This window comes from Paenibacillus sp. FSL H3-0333 (assembly GCF_038002805.1).
GTDB lineage: Bacteria > Bacillota > Bacilli > Paenibacillales > Paenibacillaceae > Paenibacillus_AQ > Paenibacillus_AQ silagei.
On record NZ_JBBODG010000001.1, the window covers coordinates 3,037,106 to 3,060,641 of the forward strand.

The window sequence follows — 23,536 nt, forward strand, 5'->3', positions numbered from 1 at the left end:
CTGGTGACAGGTGGGGGCACCCCATTAATAATGGAGCTAATTGGATTTATATAGATCTTTCTTTACACAGAATGAAACTTTTCTCCGTTGCTTGCGTCTAATACTATGTTTTGTAAAATGAACGTGGCAAAATATGCTGACGTCCTGAAGAGGGCGGTTGCGTTTTTGCGGGGATTATAAGGTGGACAGAAAGCATTGAATATACTGCCTTATACACTACAATGGGAGCAGAAGGAGTCGTACAATGAATTTTAGGAAAATGTTCTTGGTAACAGTATTAGCTGTATCACAATTAGCAGCAGCCGTTCCGGCTTTTGCAGCTCCAGTCAGCACACAAACCGTAACAGGCCATGTTGCCGCAGCGGTGGATACTTCTGAAACACAGCTTCAGCCTGAGTCAACAGACCCGTTGCCTCCGTTAATGACTGAACCGCCTGCAGGTACAGTGGTACCCACACCAACACCTGTTCCTACAGCATCACCGGTTCAAGGCATTCCAGCAGTAACAGAGACTCCGGCTCCGGCTGCTACTGAGGTTCCAGGCGCAACAGCTGCTCCTGTGGACGGTACTGTGCCGACGGATGCCGTTGTGCCTACGGCTACTCCGTTAACGGATACGCCTGTAACCCCTAGCATGACTACTACCTCTGCTGCAGGGGCAGGCCAGCTTATTCTGATGATGAACAGCAACAAGATGTTCAGAAACGGAACGCCTTACACCGCCAATCAGCCGATGGCAGTCAAGAACGGCGTCTCCTACGTATCGATCCGCGCAATGGTGGAAATGGTCGGCGTTGCCTTTACCTATGACGCCAAAACCAAAGAGGTCATTGTGACCAAGGGTACCAGCATTATGCGGTTCAAGACCGACAGCAAAATCTATACCGTCAATGGTACCAAGTTCACTATGAAGGGACCGGCTTACCAGTTCAAAGGCACCTTCATGATTCCGTTAACGTCCATTACCTATGCACTTAATATTCCTTATACCGTGGACAATGTGCAGAAGCGGGTTATTCTTACGCTGAATACGAAGCCGACTGCCTCCTTCACAGTTCAGCCCAAAGAAATCTATGCCGGCGAGACTACTGTGAATTATGTTACCTACAGCTCTTCCCCGAACGGTACGCCGATTGTTGAAGAGCGTTGGAGCGACAACAAGCAGGATATCTATGATCAGCCGGGCTTCTATACGGTTATGTATTCGGTACGGGATGCCAACAACATGTGGAGTGACCCTTATCCGGTAACCATTCAGGTACTGCAGCCTAATCAGCCGCCAGTAGCCCAATTCACAACAGATAAAGAAGAATACAAAATGGGTGAGCCGGTAGTCCTGACCGATACCAGCTATGATCCTGAGAATGAAGAGCTGACCGCAACCTGGAACAATCGTTCCCTGGCGTACTTCACCCCGGGACCGCTGTCCATTCAGCTGACGGTTACGGACAAGCACGGTCTTAGCAGTACTTTTGAGAAGATGATTACAATCACCAATGAACAACTGTATACACAGGATGAAGTAACGAAGCTGTTCACCATTCCGGGGGATATCATCAGTATGGACGGCGGGATGATTCCGGCGCTCCCTAACCTACCGTATACGTTGTCGTCCGAAGGCTACACCCTGATCCGCAGTAACAGCCCGGAGACCGTTCAGACGGAAGGTGTACTGTACCGGGAGAGTTCAGTGGGCAATACGCGCTTCCTGGTGCATCATATGAACAATATGGCTACCAGACAGAAGCTCTATGTGATTGCAACGAATAACAACCTGTATCCGACAACTATTAATATTGAATATCTGGGAATTGCCGGACCGGTGACCTCACCGGAATATACTGGGAAAGTATCAATGGAGAAATACTTCAATTCCATGGTTACCGGCTTGGCCGAATCGCCAATTACCCTGCAGCCGGGGCAAAGTCTTCCGATTATGACAGACCTGAACAAAATCGCCATGAAGCCCAAAGACGTAATGTCGCTTAGCGCAGACCTGTCCAGTGATCTGCCGATTCAGTATAACGTAGTTATGGTGGAGCAGAGCAAAGATCCTGTCGCCGAGCTGCCTTATCTGCCGGTTCTTGACATTGACGGCGTGCATACCCGGGGAACATTCCCCGATTCTACCCGTATCATGAACGTGACGGAGCTGGTGGGTGCCACGCAAAGCAAGCTGCTTCTGGGCGACAATAAAATGGACAAAAACCTGGACGGCCTTGATCCAATGAATGGAACGTATGTTTCTAACGCCGGTAACTTCGGGGTACTGTACAAAATCGTATTGGATCGTGTTGCAGCAAACACGCTGATCACCTTCAATCCGCGCGGGGGTCCTTATCTGGGGCCGTTGATCGTAAACGGTACAATGGTGAACCTGCCCAATAAGGGCGTATTAGGCTTATCCTCAGACACGAATGCTGTCATCTACCGCACCGGAGAATATGAAGGGCGTGTGGAGATTGTGTTCTCCGTCGCCTCCGGCAGTAACCTGCCTGTGAACTTTGTCTTCACGCCGCTTCCGGCGAAAAAATAATTTCTTCTACAATACAAAACGGCAGCGCTCCTGATGGGGCGGCTGCCGTTTTGTAATCTGCCGGAAGTTCATGGATGTGGGCAGGCAACAGGCGCTTTTATTGACGGGGCAATGCTTTTGGGGCATTATAAAGAGAGTGCAACACAAACGATCTAATGTTATGGGAGATGAGCGAATGCTGTCGACAGATCAAATCCTGGAAGCCATGTCGGGGCAGGGGCTGCGAATCACCGATCAGCGCAAGACGCTTGCCAAATTATTCGGCGAGAATACGGGATATTTGTCTGCGAAGGATGTATATGAGCATATGGGCCGCAAGTATAGCGGGCTGAGCTTCGATACCGTCTACCGTAACCTGCGCGTTATGGAGGAGCTGGGGGTACTGGAGCAGATTGTATTTGAAGAAGGCGTCAAATTCAAGGCAAGCTGCAGTCAGGATCACCATCATCACCATATGATTTGTCTGCAGTGTATGAAGACGTACCCGATTCAATTCTGCCCGATGAATCTAACCGATCCGCCGGATCAGTTCCGGGTGGTCAAGCATAAATTCGAGGTCTTCGGCTACTGCAAGGATTGTGAGCAGGGAAGAGAAGAAGAGCCGGCAGGGGCCGCACGTAGCAAAGAGGGACGCTGAATATGGCTAACCTACGAAGAACGGTACAGGCTCCTATCCGGGTCTACCGCAAGTTCATTTCACCGCTCAAGCCCGCTACCTGTCGGTTCTACCCGACCTGTTCGGCTTACGCGCTGGAAGCGATTGAGGTCCACGGGCCGCTTAAGGGCTCATGGCTCGCTGCCAGGCGGATCGTCCGCTGTCATCCTTTCCATCCGGGAGGCCTTGACCCGGTGCCGCCGCGCAAAGAGCAGCCATCCGGGGACAAGCCGCTGCATACGACTTGACACAGGCCGCCGGGATGGGTATATTTTGAATAATAAGTGATATTCCGAGGAACGGATAAGTAGATGTGGACACCATTACAGAGAGCCGGGGCTGCTGGGAGCCGGTATGGGATGCCAGATTGAATATGGTCCGGGAGGAACTGTGTTCGAGCGGAAGGCCTGAAGCCGGGGTCTGCGTAAGCACACGGCGTGTTCCAGCGTTAATGGACAGTTCCGTTAAGGAACTGACGAAGCCTGCGCTCTGTGAGGAGCCGGGGAATGTTGGGTGGTATCGCGTGAGTTTACTCTCGCCCCATAGAGGGGCGGGAGTTTTTTGTGTGAAATGGACGATTAGGGATAACGAAGGGATGATGAAGTAATGAGTGAGAACAAAACCTTTTATCTGACAACACCGATCTATTATCCGAGCGACAAGCTGCATATCGGGCATGCGTATTCTACGGTAGCCGGTGATGCGATGGCCCGCTACAAGCGGCTGCGCGGCTATGAGGTGCGCTATCTGACCGGAACGGACGAGCATGGGCAGAAGATTGAAGAGAAGGCCGGGAATGCCGGGAAGACCCCTCAGGAGTTCGTGGACGGGATTGTAGTCGGCATTAAGGATCTGTGGAAGAAGCTGGACATCTCGAATGATGATTTCATCCGTACCACGGAGGAGCGCCATAAGAAGGTGGTTGCGGATATTTTTGACCGCCTGCTGAAGCAGGGGGATATCTACAAAGGGGAGTACGAAGGCTGGTACTGTATTTCTGATGAGACCTTCTACACGGAGACCCAGCTGGTGGATATTGAACGTGATGCTGACGGCAAGATTACCGGAGGAAAAAGTCCGGACAGCGGACATCCGGTGGAGCTGGTCAAGGAGGAGAGCTACTTCTTCCGCATGAGCAAGTATGCTGACCGCCTGCTGAAGTTCTACGAGGAGAACCCGGAGTTTATCCTGCCGGAATCCCGCAAGAATGAGATGATTAACAACTTCATCAAACCGGGTCTGGAGGATCTGGCTGTATCCCGTACGACTTTTGACTGGGGCGTTAAGGTAAAAGGCGACGAGAAGCATGTAGTGTATGTGTGGATTGATGCGCTTACTAACTACATTACGGCTCTCGGCTATGGCTCGGAGGACCGCAGCCTGTATGACAAGTACTGGCCTGCGGATGTGCACATCGTCGGGAAGGAAATTGTCCGCTTCCATACGATCTACTGGCCGATCATTCTGATGGCGCTCGGCGAACCGCTACCGAAGAAGGTCTTCGCACATGGCTGGTTGTTGATGAAGGACGGCAAGATGTCCAAATCCAAGGGCAATGTGGTCGATCCGGTGACGCTGATTGACCGCTATGGCCTGGATGCCCTGCGCTATTATCTGCTGCGCGAGGTTCCCTTCGGCTCGGATGGAACCTTCACGCCGGAGAGCTTCGTGGACCGGATTAACTACGATCTGGCCAATGATCTTGGTAACCTGTTGAACCGGACGGGGGCGATGGTGGAGAAATATTTCGGCGGCGAGCTTCCGGCTTATGCGGGTCAGGTGACCGCATTTGACGGTGAGCTTGAGGCAATGGTGCAGAGCACTTACGCCAAGGTGGAAGAAGCGATGGAGAAGATGGAATTCTCCGTAGCTCTGACTGCGATCGGCGCGTTGATCAGCCGGACGAATAAATACATTGACGAGACCCAGCCATGGGTACTCGCGAAGGAAGAGAGCCGCAGCGGGGAGCTGGCTTCGGTGATGAGACATCTGGTGGAGGGACTGCGCACCGCGTCCATTCTGCTCCAGCCGTTCCTGACCGGCGCTCCGGCGAAGATCTGGGAGCAGCTGGGCATTCAGCCGGGCGAGCTGACCACCTGGGAGAGCGGCAGGTCCTTCGGCCTGATTCCAGCAGGTACTAAGCTGGTGAAGGGCGACCCGATCTTCCCGCGCCTGGATGTGGCGCAGGAAGTAGCGTACATCGCCGAAGCGATGGGAGCCGGGAAGCCGGCCGCTGCAGAGGCGGCGCCGGGAGCGGTGACTCCGGAGGCGGCGGCTGCCGATCCGGAGGAAGAGGAGCATAAGGAAGAAATCGGCATCGACGATTTCGCCAAAGCAGAGCTGCGCGTAGCCCAGGTCATCGCCTGCGAGCCGGTGAAGAAAGCGGATAAGCTGCTGAAGCTGCAGCTGGATCTAGGTTATGAGCAGCGCCAGGTGGTATCCGGCATTGCGAAGTTCTACACACCGGAGGAGCTGGTGGGGCGCAAGGTGATCTGCATTGTGAACCTGAAGCCGGTGAAGCTGCGCGGTGAGCTGTCGCAGGGCATGATCCTGGCCGCCTCCAAGGGCGAGCAGCTGACCATTGCTACCGTGCCGGACAGCATGCCGAACGGAGCGATTGTGAAATAAGGCTGCCAAGAGCAACCGCATAATGACCGTACAGCAATCTCCGCAGGCCACAGGCAGCGGGGATTGCTTCTTTTTGCTCCAAGATAACCGGGTAGAAGGCAGCTTGCAGACTACGAAATGTAGATCGGAGTTGACTTATCGTAACGATTACTATTATAATTCTGATAGTAAATTTTACGATTTAAGGGGTCGATAGAGAAATGGTTACAAAAAGCTTGCAAAAAGGGCTGCTGCTCGCCACTGTCCTGTTGCTTACGCTGTCACTGGCCGCATGCGGACCGAAGAGCAACGGAAGCATTGTGGAAGGAAAAGTGAACGTTATAACTACTTTTTATCCAATATATGAATTCACTGCCGAAATCGGCGGCGAAGATGCCAATGTTATCAACCTGCTTCCTGTAGGGGTAGAGCCGCATGACTGGACCCCGCGCAGCCAGGATATCATAAGTACCTCCAAGGCGCAGCTGTTCCTCTATAATGGAGCTGGTCTGGAGGGCTGGGTACCTAATTTCCTCAAGAGCCTTGACCGTGACAGTAAGACTAAGGCTGTAGAGGTTAGCCAAGGGGTGAAGCTGATTACAACGGATGAAGACGATGGGCATGATCACGGCCATGAGCAGGAAGGTGAAGAGGCTGAAGCAGACGGGCATGGCGACAGCCTGCACACGGACCCGCATACCTGGGTAAGCCCGAAGTCGGCGCTTGTAATGGCCAAGAATATCAAGGATAGTCTTCAATCCGTTGATCCTGCGCATACTGAAGGCTATGAGGAGCGCTACCAGAAGCTGGCGGACCGCCTGAGCGCGCTGGATCTGAAGTTCACCGAAGAGCTGGGCAAGCTGCCTAACAAGGAGATTGTCGTATCTCATCAGGCATTCTCGTATCTGGCGCGTGATTATGGACTGTCGCAGCATGCCATAATGGGGCTGTCGCCGGATGCTGAGCCGCGCGGGCAGGATCTGGTGAAGCTGGCGGCGCTGGTTAAGGCAGAGGGCATCCGTTATATTTTCTTCGAGGAGCTTGTATCTGATAAGCTGGCTAAGACACTGGCAAGTGAGACCGGTGTATCCACGATGGTGCTGAATCCGGTAGAAGGGCTGACCGAGGCCCAGCAGAAGAACGGGGACAATTATTTCACCTTAATGGAGAAAAATTTGCAAAATCTCATTCTGGCCTTACAATAATAAGGAAAGTATAAGTGAAAGGCGGTACTTCACATGCAACCGGTATCCCTGGACTGCCATCAGCATATGATCGAAATACAGGATTTGTCCTTCTCCTACGGGGAACAGAAGGTGATCTCGAATCTGAATTATACGGTAAAAGAACGTGATTTCCTTGGTATCCTCGGCTCTAACGGTGCGGGAAAGACGACACTGCTTAAGATGATCGTCGGCCTTCTGCCTGCCACCAGCGGGGAAATCAAATTATTCGGCCAGCCGGTGCGGAGGTTCAAGGACTGGGAGCGGATCGGCTATGTGCCGCAGAAGAATGCGTTCAACCCGCTGTTCCCGGCAACCGTCCGTGAGGTCGTATTGTCCGGCCTGTACAACAACAAGAATCTGATCCGCCGCGTATCCAAGGCCCAGCACCGGCAATGTGAGGATGCGCTTGAAGTCATGCGGATTCAGGATATTGCCGAGAAAAGAGTCGGCCAGCTGTCCGGCGGCCAGCAGCAGCGTGTCTTCCTGGCCCGTGCGCTGATCAACCACCCGGATCTGCTGATTCTGGATGAGCCTACCGTCGGCATTGACGCCGAGACCCAGGCCGGATTCTTCGAGCTGATCATGCACATGCATGCCCATCACTATATGACCTTCCTGATGGTCTCGCATGATATCGACATGATGAAGAATTACCTGGGCAGCGAGCCCGTCCAGAAGAACGGTAAAATCAACTTCTACTGCCGCCACTCGCATGATGTGCAGGACTGCGCCGTCGATAATTTGCAGCACACCTTGTCTTGAATACGTCGAGCAGGTCGAATTAGTGCATCAATTGCATTTTGTACATTAGATTGCTCACTGTAGTGCTTAATTTCCGGTTCTATTGTAGTTTATACATTAGATTTTTGAGAATGGCCCTTTTCTATGCTGTTTTTCAAATTTCTAATGTACAAAATACAACAGAAATTAATTTTTGGCTTAAAAGTTAGAATTCTATTGTACATAGTGCAATAGATTTGCAGCAGCGTTCAGTTTATCATTTCTCAGGTCGTCCATTGTACAATATAGGACGGTCTATCACTTGGATTGTCCATTGTACAACATAGGACGATCCCTTAATCTTTTGACCTTAATCTACTGATCTTAATCTACTGATCTTAGTCTTGTGACGTATGTAGATCCCGCCTGCTGTGAAGCGTATCCCGCAGGGAGGCAAAGCGCTCTTTTCACCAACGTCCCTAAGCTGCGACAACCCCTCCTCCCACGCCAATTGCACTTCACGGGTGTCCAGAGGGCAGAGCCCTTGGGGCCCTCCCTTCCCGAAGGGAGGGTTTGGGAGGGATGGCTAAAAGCTTTTCCATTGAAAGGTTTCACATTTGAAAGGTAGGAGAACATCATCTTGGAAATCCTGTATAGTGATTTTTTCCAGCGGGCGCTGGCCGGCGGGCTGATGATTGGCATTACGGCGCCGCTGATCGGCGTTTTTCTGGTGCTGCGGCGTCTGTCTATGATCGGAGATACGCTGGCGCATGTTACGATTGCCGGGGTAGCGCTGGGCTTTCTGACGGGTTTTTATCCGCTCGGGGCGGGACTGGTCTTTGCGGTTGTGGCCTCATTTGCTATTGAGAAGCTGCGCAAAGCCTACAAAAGCTACGCCGAGCTGTCCATTGCCATCATCATGTCGGGCGGTGTAGCGCTGGCCTCCCTTTTTTTCACCCTGGGCAAAGGGTATAATGCAGATGTAATGAGCTATCTGTTCGGCAGCATCTATACGCTCAATACTACTGATCTTATCGTGGTGGGCATCGTAACGATTGCCGTTGTGGTCGTCGTAACCTTATTCTTCAAGGAATTCTTCCTGCTCAGCTTCGAGGAGGACGCGGCCAGTGTCAGCGGACTTCCGGTGAAGCTGCTCAATATGCTGATTACGGTGTTAACGGCTCTGGTAATCAGTACGGCGATCAAGATTGTCGGCTCGTTGCTGGTCTCTGCACTGTTGACCATTCCTGTGGCCATTAGTCTGCTGCTGTCACGGAGCTTCAAGTCTTCGGTTATTCTGTCCGTGGCGATTGCCGAGATTGCCGTGATTGGCGGACTGGTCATTGCTGGAGTATGGAATCTGGCTCCTGGAGCAACGATTGTTCTGTTGTTAATTGCACTATTGACCCTAACCCTCATCGGCAAAAAAGGGCTGCCAGCCTAACAAACAGGAGGATAACCGGCCGCCCTCAGCACCAACTACATAACTGTATCTGTACTGCTGCTACATGAAGTGACCCGAGTGACCCCGACTATGGAAGGAGATGCGCCCGTGTCCAACCTGAATGCAGGAATCGCTTTTGCCGCCGGAGTGGCGTCATTCATATCGCCTTGCTGCCTGCCGCTCTATCCTTCTTATCTATCTTATATTACCGGCTTATCGGTGCAGGAGCTGAAGAGCGGCAGCAACAGCAAAGAGGTCCGTCTCCGGACCCTCTCGCATACACTGGCGTTCATTCTGGGCTTCTCGGCAGTGTTCTATACGCTTGGCTTTGGAGCCGGCTTGTTCGGTGAATTCTTCAACGGCCAGCGGGATCTGATCCGTCAATTATCGGCGATCCTTATTATTGTCATGGGGCTCTTCCTGCTGGGCGTCTTCCAGCCGCAGTTCCTGCTCCGGGAACGCAAGCTGGAGCTGAGATGGAAGCCTGCCGGGTACCTGGGCTCCTTCATCTTCGGCATCGGGTTCTCGGCAGGCTGGTCACCGTGTATCGGACCGATTCTAACAGCCATTATCGCGTTGTCAGCCAGTGATCCGGGAACGTGGTTTACGATGATTACGGCGTACAGTATCGGCTTTGCACTGCCGTTCTTCGGACTGGCCTTTTTCCTGGGCGGGGCGCGCAAGATCCTGAAATACTCCAACCTGCTGATGAAGCTGGGCGGCGGTCTGATGGTATTCATGGGCATCCTGCTGTTCACCGACCAGATGTTCCGCATTACGATTTGGCTGCAGGGCATCACGCCGCGCTGGCTGATTTTCTAATTAGGGACTTAAGTGAAATAATCAATAGCCGCTTCCGGAAAATGTTCAAAAATCCGCTCTGTGATGAATTCGCGCAGGGCGGTTTGCTGTTCGTCCGGGTAGACATATTTATTCTGTCCCCATTTGCCCCATTTCTTCTTGCGCTTCTCGATGTCCATCTCCAGCTTCGACTTGGGATAACGCTTCTCGATGACGGTCTTGGCCGTCTTGGTGAAGCGGTGCTGGATCATCTCGAAGGTCAGCCCTTGGCCAATCCCCGGCGGCAGGGCATGCGCCAGCTTCTCCAATAGCTCGCTGTAGCCGTCTTCCCAGCCGTCATGCCAGATAATAGGGGCAATGATGAAGCCCAGCGGATACCCGGCACGGGCGATCTGTCCGGCAGCCTCAATGCGTTCCTCGAATCGTGAGGTGGCCGGCTCGAAGTTTTTGATCACATAGTCGGCGTTCACGCTGAAGCGTACACGGGTATGGCCGTTATGCTTCAGCTTAAGCAGCGGCTCGACATGCTGGTATTTGGTCACGAAGCGCAGCCGCCCGAGCGGCTCCTCCGCCATGAATTCGATCAGTTCCGTCAGCGAGCCGGTAATATGCTCAAGGCCGAGCGGATCGGAGGTACACGCCGCTTCAAAGGTCGTAATTTCGGGCGAACGTTCGACGATGTATTTTTTGGCTGCATCGATGATATCCCCGGTATTGACATAGACGCGGATGTAGGGCTTCGCTCCAAGCGTAGTCTGCAGGTAACAATAATGGCAGTGGCCCATGCACCCGGTGGCAATCGGAATCGCATAATCGGCAGACGGCTTCGACTGGTCAAAAGTGAGCGTTTTACGCAAGCCGACCACAAGCGTCCGTTTGGCGATTTTGTATTGCTCGACTTCTGTCTCGCCCGGCAGATTGGTAATCCGGTTATGCGAGGTCGTCATGCGGTAAGGAATATTCCGGGACTTGACCCATTCCATGATCCGCTCCCCTTTGGGATAATTGAGCGCATCGGGCTCGAAGAAAACCAGCTCCGGGATGAACAGTCCGGTGGGCTTGCGCTGTCTTTTGGCAGGAGGGCGTTCGGGTGTGATTAAGGTCATTATTTCACGCTCCTTCGGGATGAGGATACCGTTATTGTGCCAATCCGCAGGCGAATGGAATCATGGTAAACATCACTAAGCGGGGAAGCGGATGACCGGCAGGACTTGCCAAGGAGCGGCAGAAGCATGTATCATTGTTAGAGCAAGGCCCGGTCCCACCGTTACGCTCATTATAGAAAAGAGGTAAGCTAGAATGCCAACACCCAGCATGGAGGATTATTTGGAGCGCATATATAAGCTCATCGACGAGAAGGGTTATGCGCGGGTCTCGGATATTGCCGAGGGGCTGGAAGTCCATCCCTCCTCTGTGACCAAGATGATCCAAAAACTGGATAAGGACGAATATCTCATCTATGAGAAATATCGTGGGCTTGTCCTAACAAGCAAAGGAAAAAAAGTGGGGAAACGTCTTGTGGACCGCCATCAGCTGCTGGAGGAGTTCCTCGGGATTATTGGGGTACAGCAAGAGCATATTTATAAGGATGTTGAAGGCATTGAGCATCACTTGAGCTGGGATTCCATCACCCGGATCGAAACGCTGGTGGAGTATTTCCGCCGGGATGAAGCGCGTGTGCAGACCTTGTACGATATTCACCATGAGATAGCCAGCGATTCATAAACGTGGCTTTTTTTGTTTGATTAGCGCAACCTTTCCAGTTTTTTTACGTCAAAACGGATACCGTTCCTTTTTCACTAAGGAAGGATTCCGTTTACAAAAGAACGGCCTTCTCCCTGACCCAAGGACGAGAGGGCTATTTTTTTGTCTAATACAACTTCAAGACCTGGGAGGAATTATGAATTACCGTAAATGGATCGTAGGATTGCTCGTGATTATGCTATGTCTGCCTGTATGGACGCCGGGTGTGCGCGCAGCTTCTGTGCAAATCACCATTGAACTGGATGGGGAGACGCTGAATCCGGATGTGCCGCCGTATATTACACGTACCAACGTTACGATGGTGCCTGCCGGTGTGATTAGCCAGGGACTGGGGGCCGGTGTGAAATGGGATCAGGCCAGTAAGACAGCAACCATCAGCAAAGATAATAATATACTGCAGCTGACCAGCGGCAAAACAAGTGCCATCGTTAACGGGGCGTCTGTCCGTCTGGATACTTCTGTGCAGATCACACAGGGGCGGGTCATGGTACCGCTGCGGTTTGTAAGCGAGCAGCTTGGGCTTCAGGTACTCTGGGATCAGGCGACGAAGCATATTTCCTTATATTCCGGCAAGGAGATCGGCGGGCCTTCAACGCCTTCGGTGCCGTCAGTTCCGTCAGTGCCTACACCAACTGTACCACCTACGCCGTCTGTGCCAATACCAACGGTACCGTCACCAACCGTACCTTCTATTCCTGGTGCCAAGACCAGTAAGGCGATGAAGGGCGCCTGGGTATCCACTGTGTATAATCTGGATTGGCCCTCGACGTCTTCGGCAGGCAATCCCGACAAGCAGAAGAAGGAGTTCGACAGCCTGCTGGACAAGCTGAAGGCGGCCGGATTCAATAGTGTATTCGTCCAGGTCAGACCGTCTGGAGATGCACTTTATCCTTCACAGATCGTGCCCTGGTCCAAGGTGCTTAGCGGGACTCAGGGTAAGGAGCCCGGCTACGACCCGCTGGCCTATATGGTTAGCAGTGCCCACAGCCGGGGAATGCAGCTGCACGCCTGGTTCAATCCGTTCCGGGCTACGACAGACGCTTCTACCAGCAGTCTAGCCCCTAACCATGTAGCCAAGCTTCATCCGGATTGGATCGTCAAGGCGGAGAACAAGCTGTACATAAACCCGGGAATTCCGGAAGCTCGGCAGCATATTATTGACACGGTGATGGAGGTGGTCAGAGGGTATGATATCGACGGGGTACATCTGGATGATTATTTCTATCCGTCCAATGTAGCTTTTGCCGATGATACGGCCTTCAAGACCTTCAATTCACAAGGGATTAGCAGCAAAGGCAACTGGCGGCGGGATAATATCAACCAGTTCATCCGTCAGCTGGGGCAGGAGATTCATGCAGCGAAGCCGTCCGTTTCTTACGGGGTCAGCCCGTTCGGGGTATGGCGCAACAAAAAAGCGGACAGCACCGGCTCAGATACTACAGCAGGGGTGTCAGCCTATGATGACATGTATGCGGATGTGCGCACCTGGATTCAGAGCGGCTGGATCGATTATGTTGCCCCGCAGGTCTATTGGAGCCTCTCCTTCAGCGCTGCCCGTTATGATAAGCTGGTGGACTGGTGGGTGAACGAGGTTAAAGGAACGAAGGTTAAGCTGTATATCGGTCTTGCCTCCTACAAGGTAGGGGATACCAAGCAGACTGCGGAATGGCAGAGCGGAGATCAGATTATCAACCAGCTCAAATATAATGAGAAATACGATGAGGTGGCTGGCAGCATCCTTTTCCGGGCGAATGATATTGTGGTCCGTGACCCTTACGGGCTAGCCAGTCTGCTCAGCTTCTATTTCAAGAGTTAAGTCATGAATAGTCCCCCGTGCTCATAGATAACAATACATTCTATGGAACGGGGGTTTGCCATGTATGGAGATTAACGCGGTATTTGAAGGCGGGGGAGTCAAAGGAATTGCCCTGGCAGGTGCGGTGGAGGCGACGGAACGCGCGGGCCGTACCTTCGGGCGGGTAGCAGGAACCTCTTCCGGTTCGATCATTGCCTCGCTGCTGGCAGCGGGGTACAGCGGAGAGACCATGAGCCGGATTATCCGGCGGACACCGTTCACCTCCTTCCTGAAGCGGGGAGCGCTCTACAACACCGCCTTCGTTGGGCCGGCCTTGCGTGTGCTGCTCAAGAAGGGGCTGTACTCGGGCCAGGCGCTGGAAGCGTGGATTCGCGGCCTGCTGCTGGATAAGGGGGTAGTAAGATTCCGGGACCTGCCGCGCGGCAAGCTGCGGGTAATTACGTCAGACATCACCAACGGGCGGATTGTGGTGCTGCCAGATGATCTGGTGCTGTACGGGATCGAGCCTGACAGCTTCGAAGTTGCCAAGGCGGTGCGGATGAGCTGCAGCATTCCGTATTTCTTCGATCCGGTGATCCTGCGGCTGGCCGGAGAGGCGGCCCGGGGGAAATCGTTCAGCGGGCAGCTGGTCTATATGGTGGACGGCGGGGTGCTGAGTAATTTCCCGCTCTGGCTGTTCGATGAGAAGAAGGACGGCTTCCAGTCCCCCGGGCGCAGAACACCAACCATAGGCTACCAGCTGATCGGGAAGACGGCTCCACAGCCGCATCATATTACGGGGCCGTTCAGCATGCTGGAGGCGATGGTGGAGACGATGCTCTCCGCGCATGATGAACGGTATATTGAGACGGATAAATTCGTTCGTACGGTCAAAATCCCTACGCTGGGCATCTCCACCACCGAGTTTCATATCACGCAGGCACAGACTGACGCCTTGTATACGGCGGGCATCGCAGCCGGAGAAGAGTTCTTCGCTAACTATCGTCCGGCACCGCCTTCCTATACCTGGAGGGTAACCCTTCATCCCGCTGCTCCAAGGCGGTAACTAAACCACAACATATAAATTTTTATCTTACCAGAAAAAAGGCATCCCCACGTGATGAAATCATGTGGGGATGCCTTTTGCAGCTCTGCTTCGTTACATTCAGTATTCAGTGATATTTGGGCAACTGATCGTCATTCTTACCCTTACTGCCTTCGATGACCTGGAAGGGATAGCTTTTGCGCTTGCCCGGTGAGCCAGTGGTCTTGCGGATGCCGGCAACCTTGGACATCGTCTTGGCCGAAGGCTTAACCTTAGTGCGCGGACGTCCGGGTCCGCCTCCCATTCTGCCGGGGGCTACCTTGTAGGCGTAATACAACAATCCCAGCAGAATCAGGGGTAAGATGAAGATGGACAGGGCCATCAGGCCGCGTGCCATAATATCTACCATCAGGCCCCATACGGCAAGAGCTGTCGTAATCCAAAATATCAAAGCATGTCTGATCATTGGCTAATCATCCTTTCGCAGGATCCAAAATGCCGCCTGACACACTTGCCTCCGAATATCCCTTTGCTTCAATTGCAGCGTCCAGCTCCCGCATCCGGTTGAAGGAAGCGATCGACACCTCTACCATATCGTCCTTAGGTTCCTTGGTAGTCAACAGCTGCAGCCACAGGCCCGGGTATCCCAGATACTTAAGGCCGGGAATATCTCTTACCGCATTCGTGCCCTTCAGTACCTCGAACGAGATTCCGATGACTACCGGTAAAAGAACGATACGCTGAAGCACCCGTTCCATCAGGGAATTCCACGGGACGACCGAGTAGATAATTACACCGAGGATAATCGTCAGCATCATGAAGCTGCTTCCGCAGCGGTAATGCAGACGGCTGTATTTCTGTACGTTCGCTACGGTCAGCTCTTCACCGGCTTCAAAGGCGCTGATGACCTTGTGCTCAGCTCCGTGATATTGGAAGAGCCGCTTGATCACTGGCGTCTGCGAGATCGCCCAGAGATAGACGAGCAGGAGAATCAGCTTGATGCCGCCTTCCACAAGGTTGTGCAGAATATAGTTGTCAAATACATTTTTGAACAAAAAATCTTCTACGAATACCGGGACCAGCGTGAAAATCAGCTTACCGAACAGGAAAGACAGAATCCCCATTATAGCTACGCCGAAGATCATTCCGAGGCTCCAGCCTTCGTCCTTCTTCTTGTTCTTCGCCTGCTGCTTGGCAAGCTCTTCCGGCTCCGTCTCATCCTCGGCATAGGATTCTGCCGAATAGTTCAGATGCTTCGAGCCTTTGGCGCTGGAATCTATAATACTGACAATGCCGCGAAGCAGCGGAATCTTGCGCAGTTTAAGGACCCAGCTCTTATCGCTCTTCGGCACCTCCAAAAATGTAATCTCCTGATTCTTTCGTCTTACGGCTGTTACGTTGACATGCTTGCCGCCGAACATGACGCCTTCGATGACGGCTTGGCCGCCGTAACTGGGAGTTTCCTGGGACAACCAATTCACCTTCCCGTATATTGATATGATTTATATAATACATTGTAACTAATTTTTAAACACATTACTAGTTGGATTGCCTTTAGCTGTACATACTAGCTGTAGAGAGCGGAGTGGAAACCGGATTAACCCCATACCGAAAGAGAGGGAGCTCTATGAGTTCTTCAAGCAAGCACAAAAGCGTCCAGACGAATCCTTTTTATTTCTCCATTGAACTGGGTTATTTCGCCGGTTTAATCTGGGGAGGGTTGCACTGGCTGATGTATGTTCTGCACTTCACTAAGGTCATTCCGGGATTTTTGGCGGAGCCTTTTTTTAAGCATGAGTTTTTGGTGACGCCTGCCGGGTATTTGCTCGGATATTTATTTTTTATCATTCTGTCGGTACTCTCATCCCTAATCTATGTGCTGGTGTTCCGGAAGCTTAACGGGCCCTGGCCGGGGATGCTGTACGGGGTGCTGTGGTGGTCGGTCCTGTTCCTGGCTTGCTCGCGCTTATTCCTGCTCCAGCCGCCGTTCAAGCTGCCGTGGGACACGGTGATCAGCGAATTCTGTCTCTTCCTGCTCTGGGGATTATTCATCGGATATACGGCGGCCATCGAGTATACGGATGAACGCAAACGCGAACAGCAGACGAAGCTAGCCTAGGCCCTTCGAAAAAACTTCTCAGTTGGCCTGCCGCTATGGTAAAATACAATGTGGCTATTTCGAGAGGAGAATGAAAATGGGCAACAAGCGCGTCTCCAAGCTGCGTAAGGTTCTGCAGGAACTGGGACTGGATGCGATGTTAATTACCAGCGGATATAACCGCCGCTATTTGAGTGGGTTCACCGGCTCCTCCGGGTACGTACTGGTTACCGGTGATGACAGTTATCTGCTGACGGACTTCCGGTATATGACACAGGCCTCGGAACAGGTGAATGGCCTCAAGGTGGTACAGCATGACTCGAAATTCATTGACACCGTGCGGGAACTGCTGCCGAAGGGCGGACAAGTCCGTGTCGGCTTCGAGCAGGATGATGTGACCTTCAGTGCGTACACCGCTTATGCGGAGGCTCTTGCCCCGGCAGCCATGGTACCGGTATCGAAGGCTGTTGAGAACCTGCGCATGTTCAAGGATGAGGAAGAGCTGGCTGTGATGCAGCGGGCTGCCGATCTGGCAGACGCCACCTTCAGTCATATCCTGAATGTGATCAAGCCGGGCATGACGGAACGCGATGTCGATCTGGAAATGGAATTCTACATGCGTACGCATGGTGCAACTTCGTCTTCGTTCGATACAATCGTCGCTTCCGGTGAGCGTTCAGCTATGCCGCATGGTGTAGCGAGCAGCAAGGTTATCGGGAACAACGAATTCGTCACCTTCGATTTCGGCGCGCTCCTGGACGGTTACTGCTCCGATGTGACCCGCACGATTGCTCTGGGATCACCGGACCCTAAGCTGAAGGAGATCTACGATATTGTGCTTGAAGCGCAGCTTCATACGCTGGCGCATATCAAGCCCGGCATGACCGGCCGTGAATGTGATGCCCTGGCCCGAGATATCATCACCCGCTACGGGTATGGTGAATACTTCGGCCACAGCACAGGCCATGGTCTCGGGATGGAAGTACATGAATGGCCGCGCTTGTCCAAGCTGGCGGATGAAGTCATCCAGCCGGGGATGGTTGTCACCGTGGAGCCGGGAATCTATCTCTCGGGTCTTGGCGGCGTACGGATTGAAGATGATATTGTCATTACCGAGAGCGGCATCACGCTGCTGACACATTCATCGAAGGATTATTTGGTACTGTAAGACACTATCATTCAGTTCATTTATGGATTCCAGGAGGGATTTTTTGTGATTTCAGTTAACGATTTTAAGACAGGCCTGACCGTAGAAGTAGAAGGGGACATCTTCACCGTCCTAGATTTCCAGCACGTGAAGCCGGGTAAAGGCGCAGCCTTCGTCCGCTCCAAGCTGAAGAACCTGCGTAACGGCAATACGGTTGAGCGCACGTTCCGTGCCGGTGAAACCATTGGCCGCGCCATCATCGAGAACCGTGGCGTACAGTACCTGTATGCAAGCGGCTCTGAGCATGTGTTCATGGACAACGAGACTTATGACCAGTTCGAATTGACAGCCAAACAGCTTGAATGGGAGCTTAACTTCCTCAGAGAGAACATGACCGTGAATATCGTCAGCTACCAGGGCGAAATCCTCGGGATCAACCTGCCGACCAGCGTAGAGCTGAAGGTTACCGAGACCGAACCGGGCGTGAAGGGCAACACGGCTCAAGGCGCAACCAAAGCCGCTGTTCTGGAGACCGGTCATACGGTCCAGGTACCGCTGTTCATCAATGAAGGAGATGTTCTTCTGGTCGATACCCGCGAAGGTAAATATATCTCCCGCGCGTAGAGCCTTTTTGGATTTCAGATGTAACTTGAGGGCCTCCCCGCTTGATGCGGCGGAGGTCTTTTTGCTGTGTCAGGCTGGGGGAGAGGGAAGAAGTGAAGGGAAGAGGGATGAAAATGATGAAAGGGATAAATCCCTCTGATATAGTGGAATGTTAGCTGAACGGAGGGATTAAAGGGATAAATCCCTCAGATTAAGCTAAAAGTGGAGAGGAAGGGTAAATCAAAGGGATAAATCCCTCAGATTTGCAGAAAGCGTACGGCATATAGGGAAACAAAGGGATAAATCCCTCTGGCGGACGTCTCAGGTGGGGCAGAATGTGGAGTGAAGGGAGTAATGAGGTGCACTAGTGCCCCTGAATTGGGCCGGAGCAGGCTGGACGAGCGAATGAGGTGCACTAGTGCACCAGAATTGGGCCAAAGCGGGCTGGACGAGCGAATGAGGAGCATTAGTGCCCCTGAATTGGCCCAAAGCGGGCTGGATGAGCGAATGAGGGGTATTAGTGCCCCTGAATTGGCCCAAAGCGGGCTATATGAGCGAATGAGGAGCATTAGTGCCCCTGATTCCGGCTGTGAGGGTTCGGGGTTATGGCCGGGTTCATCAAAAATGGGCACTTTATTTTGTGAAACCATTAACGCATGTTATGATTTTCGTATTATACTGTGTTAAAGCATTAACCAAAATTTAAGCTACTTTAGAGCGAAATAGGGAGTGAATGGAACTTTGTCACTTTATGTCATGAAATTCGGGGGCAGCTCCGTCGGCGACATTGAACGTATGAAGCGGGTTGCCGGGCGGATCGCAGCCAAGCAGGATGAAGGACATCGCTGCGTTGTGGTGGTCTCTGCTATGGGAGATACCACAGATGATCTGATCGATCAGGCGAATCAGCTGAACGGTCAGCCCCCCGCACGCGAGATGGATATGCTGATGACTACCGGGGAGCAGATCTCCGTTGCGCTTCTGTCGATTGCGCTTCACGGAATCGGCCGGAATGCCGTATCCTATACAGGCTGGCAGGCCGGGTTCCGCACCGATGAGACCCACGGCCGGGCACGGATCAGTGAGATTGTTCCGCGCCGGGTGCTGGAGTCGCTGGAGCGGGAGCAGATTGTGATTGTAGCCGGCTTCCAGGGCATGACGCTGGATGGCGAGATCACTACGCTGGGCCGCGGAGGCTCAGATACGACAGCGGTTGCGCTGGCTGCAGCCATCAAGGCGGATGTCTGCGAGATTTATACCGATGTAGACGGAATCTACTCTACTGACCCGCGGATTGTGAAGACGGCGCGCAAGCTGAAGGAAATCTCCTATGACGAGATGCTGGAGCTGGCGAATCTCGGGGCAGCCGTGCTGCATCCGCGTGCCGTGGAATATGCCAAACGATATCAAGTGAAGCTGGTCGTAAGATCAAGCTTTAACCATAATGAAGGTACTGTGGTGAAGGAGGAAGCAAGCATGGAGCAAGGTGTAGTAGTTAGCGGAATTGCCTATGATAAAAATGTGGCCCGGATCAGTATTCTGGGAGTTCCAGATGTGCCGGGGGTACTCGCCCAGGTATTCGGCAAGCTGGCCGATGAAGGTGTGGATGTCGATATTATCGTGCAGAGCGGAGTGCAGAACAAGACGGCTGACTTCTCCTTCACTGTAGCGCTTGGAGATCTTGTGAAGGCCAAAGAGGTCATCGAAGGGCTGCACAGCGTATTGCCTTACCGTGAAGTGACTTCCGAGGACAGTCTGGTCAAGGTGTCGATTGTCGGCGCCGGGATGGTCAGCCACCCGGGGGTTGCCGCCAAAATGTTCGAGGTGATCTCGAATGAAGGCGTGAGCATCAAGATGGTGAGCACTTCCGAGATCAAGGTATCCTGTGTGATTGAATCCGGCAACCTGCAGCAAATCATCCAGGCGCTGCATACCGCCTATAACCTGGATACACAAGAGCAAGCCTTCGTTGGAGGTCCACAGGACCGCCGCTAAGCCTGCCGGAAGGTATCGTAATTACAAAAGAGTGCTGTTCCCCGCAAAAGCGGAGAACAGCACTCTTTTGTGTATCATACATAAGGATAGGAATGGCCTGCAGGATGCACTCGCTAGCTCAGCCGCCGGAACCTGCCCATAATCTCCACGGTCTCCAGCACGTTAACGAAGGATTTCGGATCGGTCTCCAGAATCGTCTTGCGCAGATCTGCCAGCTCATAGCGGGTGGTTACGGTCATCAGCATCGTATTGCCTTCGTGACTGTATCCGCCCTCGGCGTTCACAACCGTGATGCCGTGCGGCAGACTGGTCAGCCGGTTCAGCATTTTCTCGCGCTCCTTCGTGACGATGAAGCAGGTCAGCTTGATATGGCGGATGTGGATCATGTCCACCACCCGGCTTTTGACGAAGATACAGAGCATCGCGTACAGCGCGGAATCCCAGCTTTTGAAGAAGCCGAGACTTAAGATCACCAGACCGTCCATGACGAACAGCACGGTGCCCATGGGAATATCCCGCTTGCGGGTAATGATGGAGCCGAGAATGTCGAAGCCCCCGGAAGATCCTCCCGCCCGCAGAGAGAAGCCAACCCCTCCCGCAATAATCACCCCGCCGAAGATACTGGCCAGAATCGGGTCCTTGGTAAGCTTCACCACAGGGATCACGTTCAGGAACCAGGTGGTGGAGAGTACAGACAGCATGCTATAGCAGATGTACTTTTTGCCCACGGCGACGAAGCCCCAGATCAGGATCGGGAGATTGATGGCGAAATAATACAACGAAATATACTTTGGATGGGTCAAATACCCGATGATGGAAGCTGTCCCGGCTACACCGCCGCTTAGGAGTTGGTGCGGAATCAGGAACAGGCGGAGCCCGGCTGCTACCAGAAAGGCTGAAAATACAATAATCGCTACCTCTTTTACCTGTCTGCCTATCGTTCCTGATACAAGCGGTACTACGAAATTACGAACTTGCATGACTGTGATCCCCTTCTTTGCTGGTTATCTTTGGATACGGCAAAATTAAATTTATCATACCGATGATATTTTTTTATGGAGAGCGGCACTATGATATCTTTCACACCTCCTGAAATCTGTGCTAGTATCCCCATTTCTTCTTGTCTAAAGTCGCCCCCTTCCGCATATCCATGGATAACAGCTTGTTTGATTTGCAGTGAAAATGGCGGGCGGGCCCATAGATTTGGAAAAGGGAGTTGGGATATTTGGACAAGTATGTAAGCTGGATGTCGGCCCTGCGGCTGCTGTCTGGCAGTGTAGAGATTGCGGCGGCTTTGATTATGCTGAAGCTGAATCAGGTGGATAAGGCACTGGCTGTCAATTCGGGACTGGCGCTTGTCGGCCCTACGATTCTCATTCTGACCACGGCTGTGGGCCTTACAGGGATGGCAGAGCAGCTGTCCTGGGGGAAGCTCGGCTGGATTGGCTGCGGGGTGGCTATTCTCTTATTCGGGATTCTCAAGAAATGATAGATGATAGGCATAAAGCATAAGTACAAGCATAAATATGAAATAAAGCTATTTAGTAGAGGACAGCTTGGGGGTACCTGGTATGGCAAATGACTGGCTTCTGTTGTTTCCCGAAAAAGTAAGAGCGCTGCTCGGTGGCCTCCCCGCTGCGCTCCTGGACAAGGTGGAGGAGATTCGCGTCCGTGAGGGACGGCCGCTGGAGATCAACTATTCCGGCAAGTATCATTTCATCGGTGCCGGCGGCACCCTGACCCAGCTTCCCGGCGAGGCTTACCGGCCGGACCGGGAGGATACGCACCGGCTGCTGGACCTCATCAGCAATCATTCCCTCTATACGATGGAAGAGGAGCTGCGCAAGGGCTTCATCACGATTCCGGGCGGACACCGGATCGGTCTCTGCGGCCGGACGGTGCTGAGCGGGGGCGGCGTGGAGCATCTGCGTGATATTACCGGCTTCAACGTGCGGATTGCCCGTGAGGTGCACGGCATCGCCGACGGCGTACTGCCGTATCTGCTGGACCGGGGGCGGCAGCGTGTGATGCATACGCTGATTCTGTCCCCGCCGCAGCATGGCAAGACCACGTTGCTGCGCGATCTGGCCAGGCAGCTGTCGGCAGGTACAAGCGGCGGCCGGGAAGGCAGCCGGCCAGGGCTGAAGGTCGGCATCGTCGACGAACGCTCTGAGATCGCAGGCAGCCGCCGGGGAATTCCGGCCTTCGATGTCGGGCCGCGTACGGACATTCTGGACGGCTGCCCCAAGGCGGAGGGCATGATGATGATGATCCGCTCCCTGTCGCCCGATGTGCTGATCGCCGATGAAATCGGCCGCATGGAGGATGCAGAGGCGGTGACCGAGGCGCTGCACGCCGGGATCTCGGTGGTCGCTTCTGCGCACGGCAAGGAAGTGTCCGAGCTTGCCCGGCGGCCCGGACTTGGCGGGCTGCTGGAGCACCGGATGTTCGAGCGGTATGTGATACTGCACCGCGGAGCCTCTGGCTTGTCCTTCCGCATTCTGGACGCCCAGAAGCGGGGTCTGCTGCTGGTCTCGCCGGAGCAGCAGCCGGTGTCAGGGGGTGACCGCCATGCTTAAGCTGCTTGGCGCGGTACTGATCGTGCTGGCGGGAACCCTGGCCGGCTTCAAGCGGGCGGCCCAGTATGCTGACCGGCCGAGACATATCCGGGCCTTGATTGCAGCGCTCCAGCGGCTGGAGACCGAGATCCAGTACGGCTACACGCCGCTGCCGGAGGCGCTGCGCCGGATTGGAATGCAGACGAAGGAGCCGCTGCGGGCCTTCTTCCTTACGGCGGCGGAGGAGATGAACCCGCCGCATAACTACAGTGCGGAAGAGGCCATCCGGCGGGCGATGGAAGCCCACTGGAGCAGCGCATCGCTGCGGGGCACAGAGAAGGAGATCATCCGGCAGCTAAGCTGCACGCTCGGAACCAGTGACCGGCCGAATCAGAGCACGCATATTGCACTGGCTTTACAGCAATTGAAGCAGGAGGAGACAGCGGCCAGAGAAGATCAGGGCAAGTATGAGAAGGTGAGTAAAAGCCTGGGTCTGCTGCTTGGAGCATTGATCGTCATTTTGATCTTTTAGCGAGGTGCCA

Annotated in this window: 22 protein-coding genes; 18 read left to right on the forward strand and 4 right to left on the reverse strand. The window is 53.4% G+C overall.

Annotation, left to right across the window (positions count from 1 at the left end):
• The first annotated feature begins 244 nt into the window (after positions 1–244).
• From MHH78_RS13180 to MHH78_RS13215, 8 genes are all read left to right on the forward strand, one after another.
• Positions 245–2,536 carry a copper amine oxidase N-terminal domain-containing protein gene (locus MHH78_RS13180; protein ID WP_341167674.1) on the forward strand — a complete coding sequence of 764 codons (2,292 nt, stop codon included), beginning with the start codon at positions 245–247 and terminating at the stop codon, positions 2,534–2,536.
• A gap of 175 nt (positions 2,537–2,711) precedes the next feature.
• Positions 2,712–3,173, forward strand: a complete 462-nt coding sequence (locus tag MHH78_RS13185) for a Fur family transcriptional regulator (RefSeq protein ID WP_036731890.1) — start codon at positions 2,712–2,714, stop codon at positions 3,171–3,173.
• Positions 3,174–3,175: 2 nt separating this feature from the next.
• Positions 3,176–3,439 carry a membrane protein insertion efficiency factor YidD gene (gene yidD / locus MHH78_RS13190; RefSeq protein WP_341167675.1) on the forward strand — a complete coding sequence of 88 codons (264 nt, stop codon included), beginning with the start codon at positions 3,176–3,178 and terminating at the stop codon, positions 3,437–3,439.
• A 358-nt stretch (positions 3,440–3,797) separates the two neighbouring features.
• Entirely contained in the window at positions 3,798–5,819 is a 2,022-nt protein-coding gene (gene metG, locus MHH78_RS13195) for a methionine--tRNA ligase (RefSeq protein WP_341167676.1), read from the forward strand.
• 200 nt (positions 5,820–6,019) lie between these two features.
• A complete protein-coding gene (locus MHH78_RS13200) occupies positions 6,020–7,003 on the forward strand; it encodes a metal ABC transporter solute-binding protein, Zn/Mn family (RefSeq protein WP_341167677.1) in 984 nt (327 codons plus the stop codon).
• Positions 7,004–7,036: 33 nt separating this feature from the next.
• Entirely contained in the window at positions 7,037–7,786 is a 750-nt protein-coding gene (locus MHH78_RS13205) for a metal ABC transporter ATP-binding protein (protein ID WP_341167678.1), read from the forward strand.
• A gap of 598 nt (positions 7,787–8,384) precedes the next feature.
• Complete coding sequence (locus tag MHH78_RS13210) at positions 8,385–9,188, forward strand: metal ABC transporter permease (RefSeq protein WP_036731899.1); 804 nt, start codon at positions 8,385–8,387, stop codon at positions 9,186–9,188.
• A gap of 90 nt (positions 9,189–9,278) precedes the next feature.
• Entirely contained in the window at positions 9,279–10,010 is a 732-nt protein-coding gene (locus MHH78_RS13215) for a cytochrome c biogenesis CcdA family protein (RefSeq protein WP_445667833.1), read from the forward strand.
• Between the two features lie 8 nt (positions 10,011–10,018).
• Here the strand turns inward: MHH78_RS13215 and splB are convergent, their stop codons facing one another.
• A complete protein-coding gene (gene splB / locus MHH78_RS13220) occupies positions 10,019–11,095 on the reverse strand; it encodes a spore photoproduct lyase (RefSeq protein ID WP_339249545.1) in 1,077 nt (358 codons plus the stop codon).
• A 193-nt stretch (positions 11,096–11,288) separates the two neighbouring features.
• On the opposite strand from splB, the gene mntR reads away from it, so the two are divergent.
• The 3 genes from mntR (at position 11,289) to MHH78_RS13235 (ending at position 14,614) form a co-directional block, all read left to right on the forward strand.
• Entirely contained in the window at positions 11,289–11,714 is a 426-nt protein-coding gene (gene mntR, locus MHH78_RS13225) for a transcriptional regulator MntR (RefSeq protein ID WP_036698430.1), read from the forward strand.
• Between the two features lie 175 nt (positions 11,715–11,889).
• Positions 11,890–13,569: a family 10 glycosylhydrolase gene (locus MHH78_RS13230; RefSeq protein ID WP_341167679.1), complete on the forward strand. Its 1,680-nt coding sequence runs from the start codon at positions 11,890–11,892 to the stop codon at positions 13,567–13,569.
• A 64-nt stretch (positions 13,570–13,633) separates the two neighbouring features.
• Positions 13,634–14,614 (forward strand): patatin-like phospholipase family protein, encoded by a 981-nt coding sequence (locus MHH78_RS13235; RefSeq protein WP_341167680.1) that lies wholly within the window; start codon positions 13,634–13,636, stop codon positions 14,612–14,614.
• Positions 14,615–14,720: 106 nt separating this feature from the next.
• Here the strand turns inward: MHH78_RS13235 and MHH78_RS13240 are convergent, their stop codons facing one another.
• Together MHH78_RS13240 and MHH78_RS13245 are read right to left on the reverse strand one after the other, a co-directional pair.
• Positions 14,721–15,059, reverse strand: a complete 339-nt coding sequence (locus tag MHH78_RS13240; RefSeq protein WP_036731908.1) for a hypothetical protein — start codon at positions 15,057–15,059, stop codon at positions 14,721–14,723.
• 7 nt (positions 15,060–15,066) lie between these two features.
• On the reverse strand, positions 15,067–16,014 hold the full coding sequence (locus MHH78_RS13245; protein ID WP_445253495.1) for a DUF1385 domain-containing protein: 948 nt from the start codon (positions 16,012–16,014) through the stop codon (positions 15,067–15,069).
• A gap of 206 nt (positions 16,015–16,220) precedes the next feature.
• Between MHH78_RS13245 and MHH78_RS13250 the strand changes: the two genes are divergently transcribed.
• The 4 genes from MHH78_RS13250 to MHH78_RS13265 all read left to right on the forward strand — a co-directional run bounded on the left by MHH78_RS13250 (position 16,221) and on the right by MHH78_RS13265 (position 20,436).
• Positions 16,221–16,712 (forward strand): YqhR family membrane protein, encoded by a 492-nt coding sequence (locus MHH78_RS13250; RefSeq protein ID WP_076079906.1) that lies wholly within the window; start codon positions 16,221–16,223, stop codon positions 16,710–16,712.
• A 76-nt stretch (positions 16,713–16,788) separates the two neighbouring features.
• Positions 16,789–17,859, forward strand: a complete 1,071-nt coding sequence (locus tag MHH78_RS13255) for a M24 family metallopeptidase (RefSeq protein ID WP_036731914.1) — start codon at positions 16,789–16,791, stop codon at positions 17,857–17,859.
• A gap of 45 nt (positions 17,860–17,904) precedes the next feature.
• On the forward strand, positions 17,905–18,462 hold the full coding sequence (gene efp / locus MHH78_RS13260; protein WP_036731916.1) for an elongation factor P: 558 nt from the start codon (positions 17,905–17,907) through the stop codon (positions 18,460–18,462).
• A gap of 720 nt (positions 18,463–19,182) precedes the next feature.
• On the forward strand, positions 19,183–20,436 hold the full coding sequence (locus tag MHH78_RS13265; protein WP_036731918.1) for an aspartate kinase: 1,254 nt from the start codon (positions 19,183–19,185) through the stop codon (positions 20,434–20,436).
• Positions 20,437–20,549: 113 nt separating this feature from the next.
• On the opposite strand, the gene MHH78_RS13270 is transcribed toward MHH78_RS13265, so the two are convergent.
• Positions 20,550–21,416, reverse strand: a complete 867-nt coding sequence (locus MHH78_RS13270; RefSeq protein WP_341167681.1) for a YitT family protein — start codon at positions 21,414–21,416, stop codon at positions 20,550–20,552.
• 245 nt (positions 21,417–21,661) lie between these two features.
• On the opposite strand from MHH78_RS13270, the gene MHH78_RS13275 reads away from it, so the two are divergent.
• From MHH78_RS13275 to spoIIIAB, 3 genes are all read left to right on the forward strand, one after another.
• A complete protein-coding gene (locus MHH78_RS13275) occupies positions 21,662–21,925 on the forward strand; it encodes a YqhV family protein (RefSeq protein ID WP_425355101.1) in 264 nt (87 codons plus the stop codon).
• Between the two features lie 82 nt (positions 21,926–22,007).
• The gene (gene spoIIIAA, locus MHH78_RS13280; protein ID WP_339249531.1) at positions 22,008–23,015 is read left to right on the forward strand and encodes a stage III sporulation protein AA; all 1,008 of its coding nucleotides are present in this window, start codon (positions 22,008–22,010) and stop codon (positions 23,013–23,015) included.
• Positions 23,008–23,526: a stage III sporulation protein SpoIIIAB gene (gene spoIIIAB, locus MHH78_RS13285; protein WP_339249529.1), complete on the forward strand. Its 519-nt coding sequence runs from the start codon at positions 23,008–23,010 to the stop codon at positions 23,524–23,526. Before spoIIIAA ends, spoIIIAB begins: the two co-directional genes overlap by 8 nt.
• The last annotated feature ends 10 nt before the right edge of the window (positions 23,527–23,536 follow it).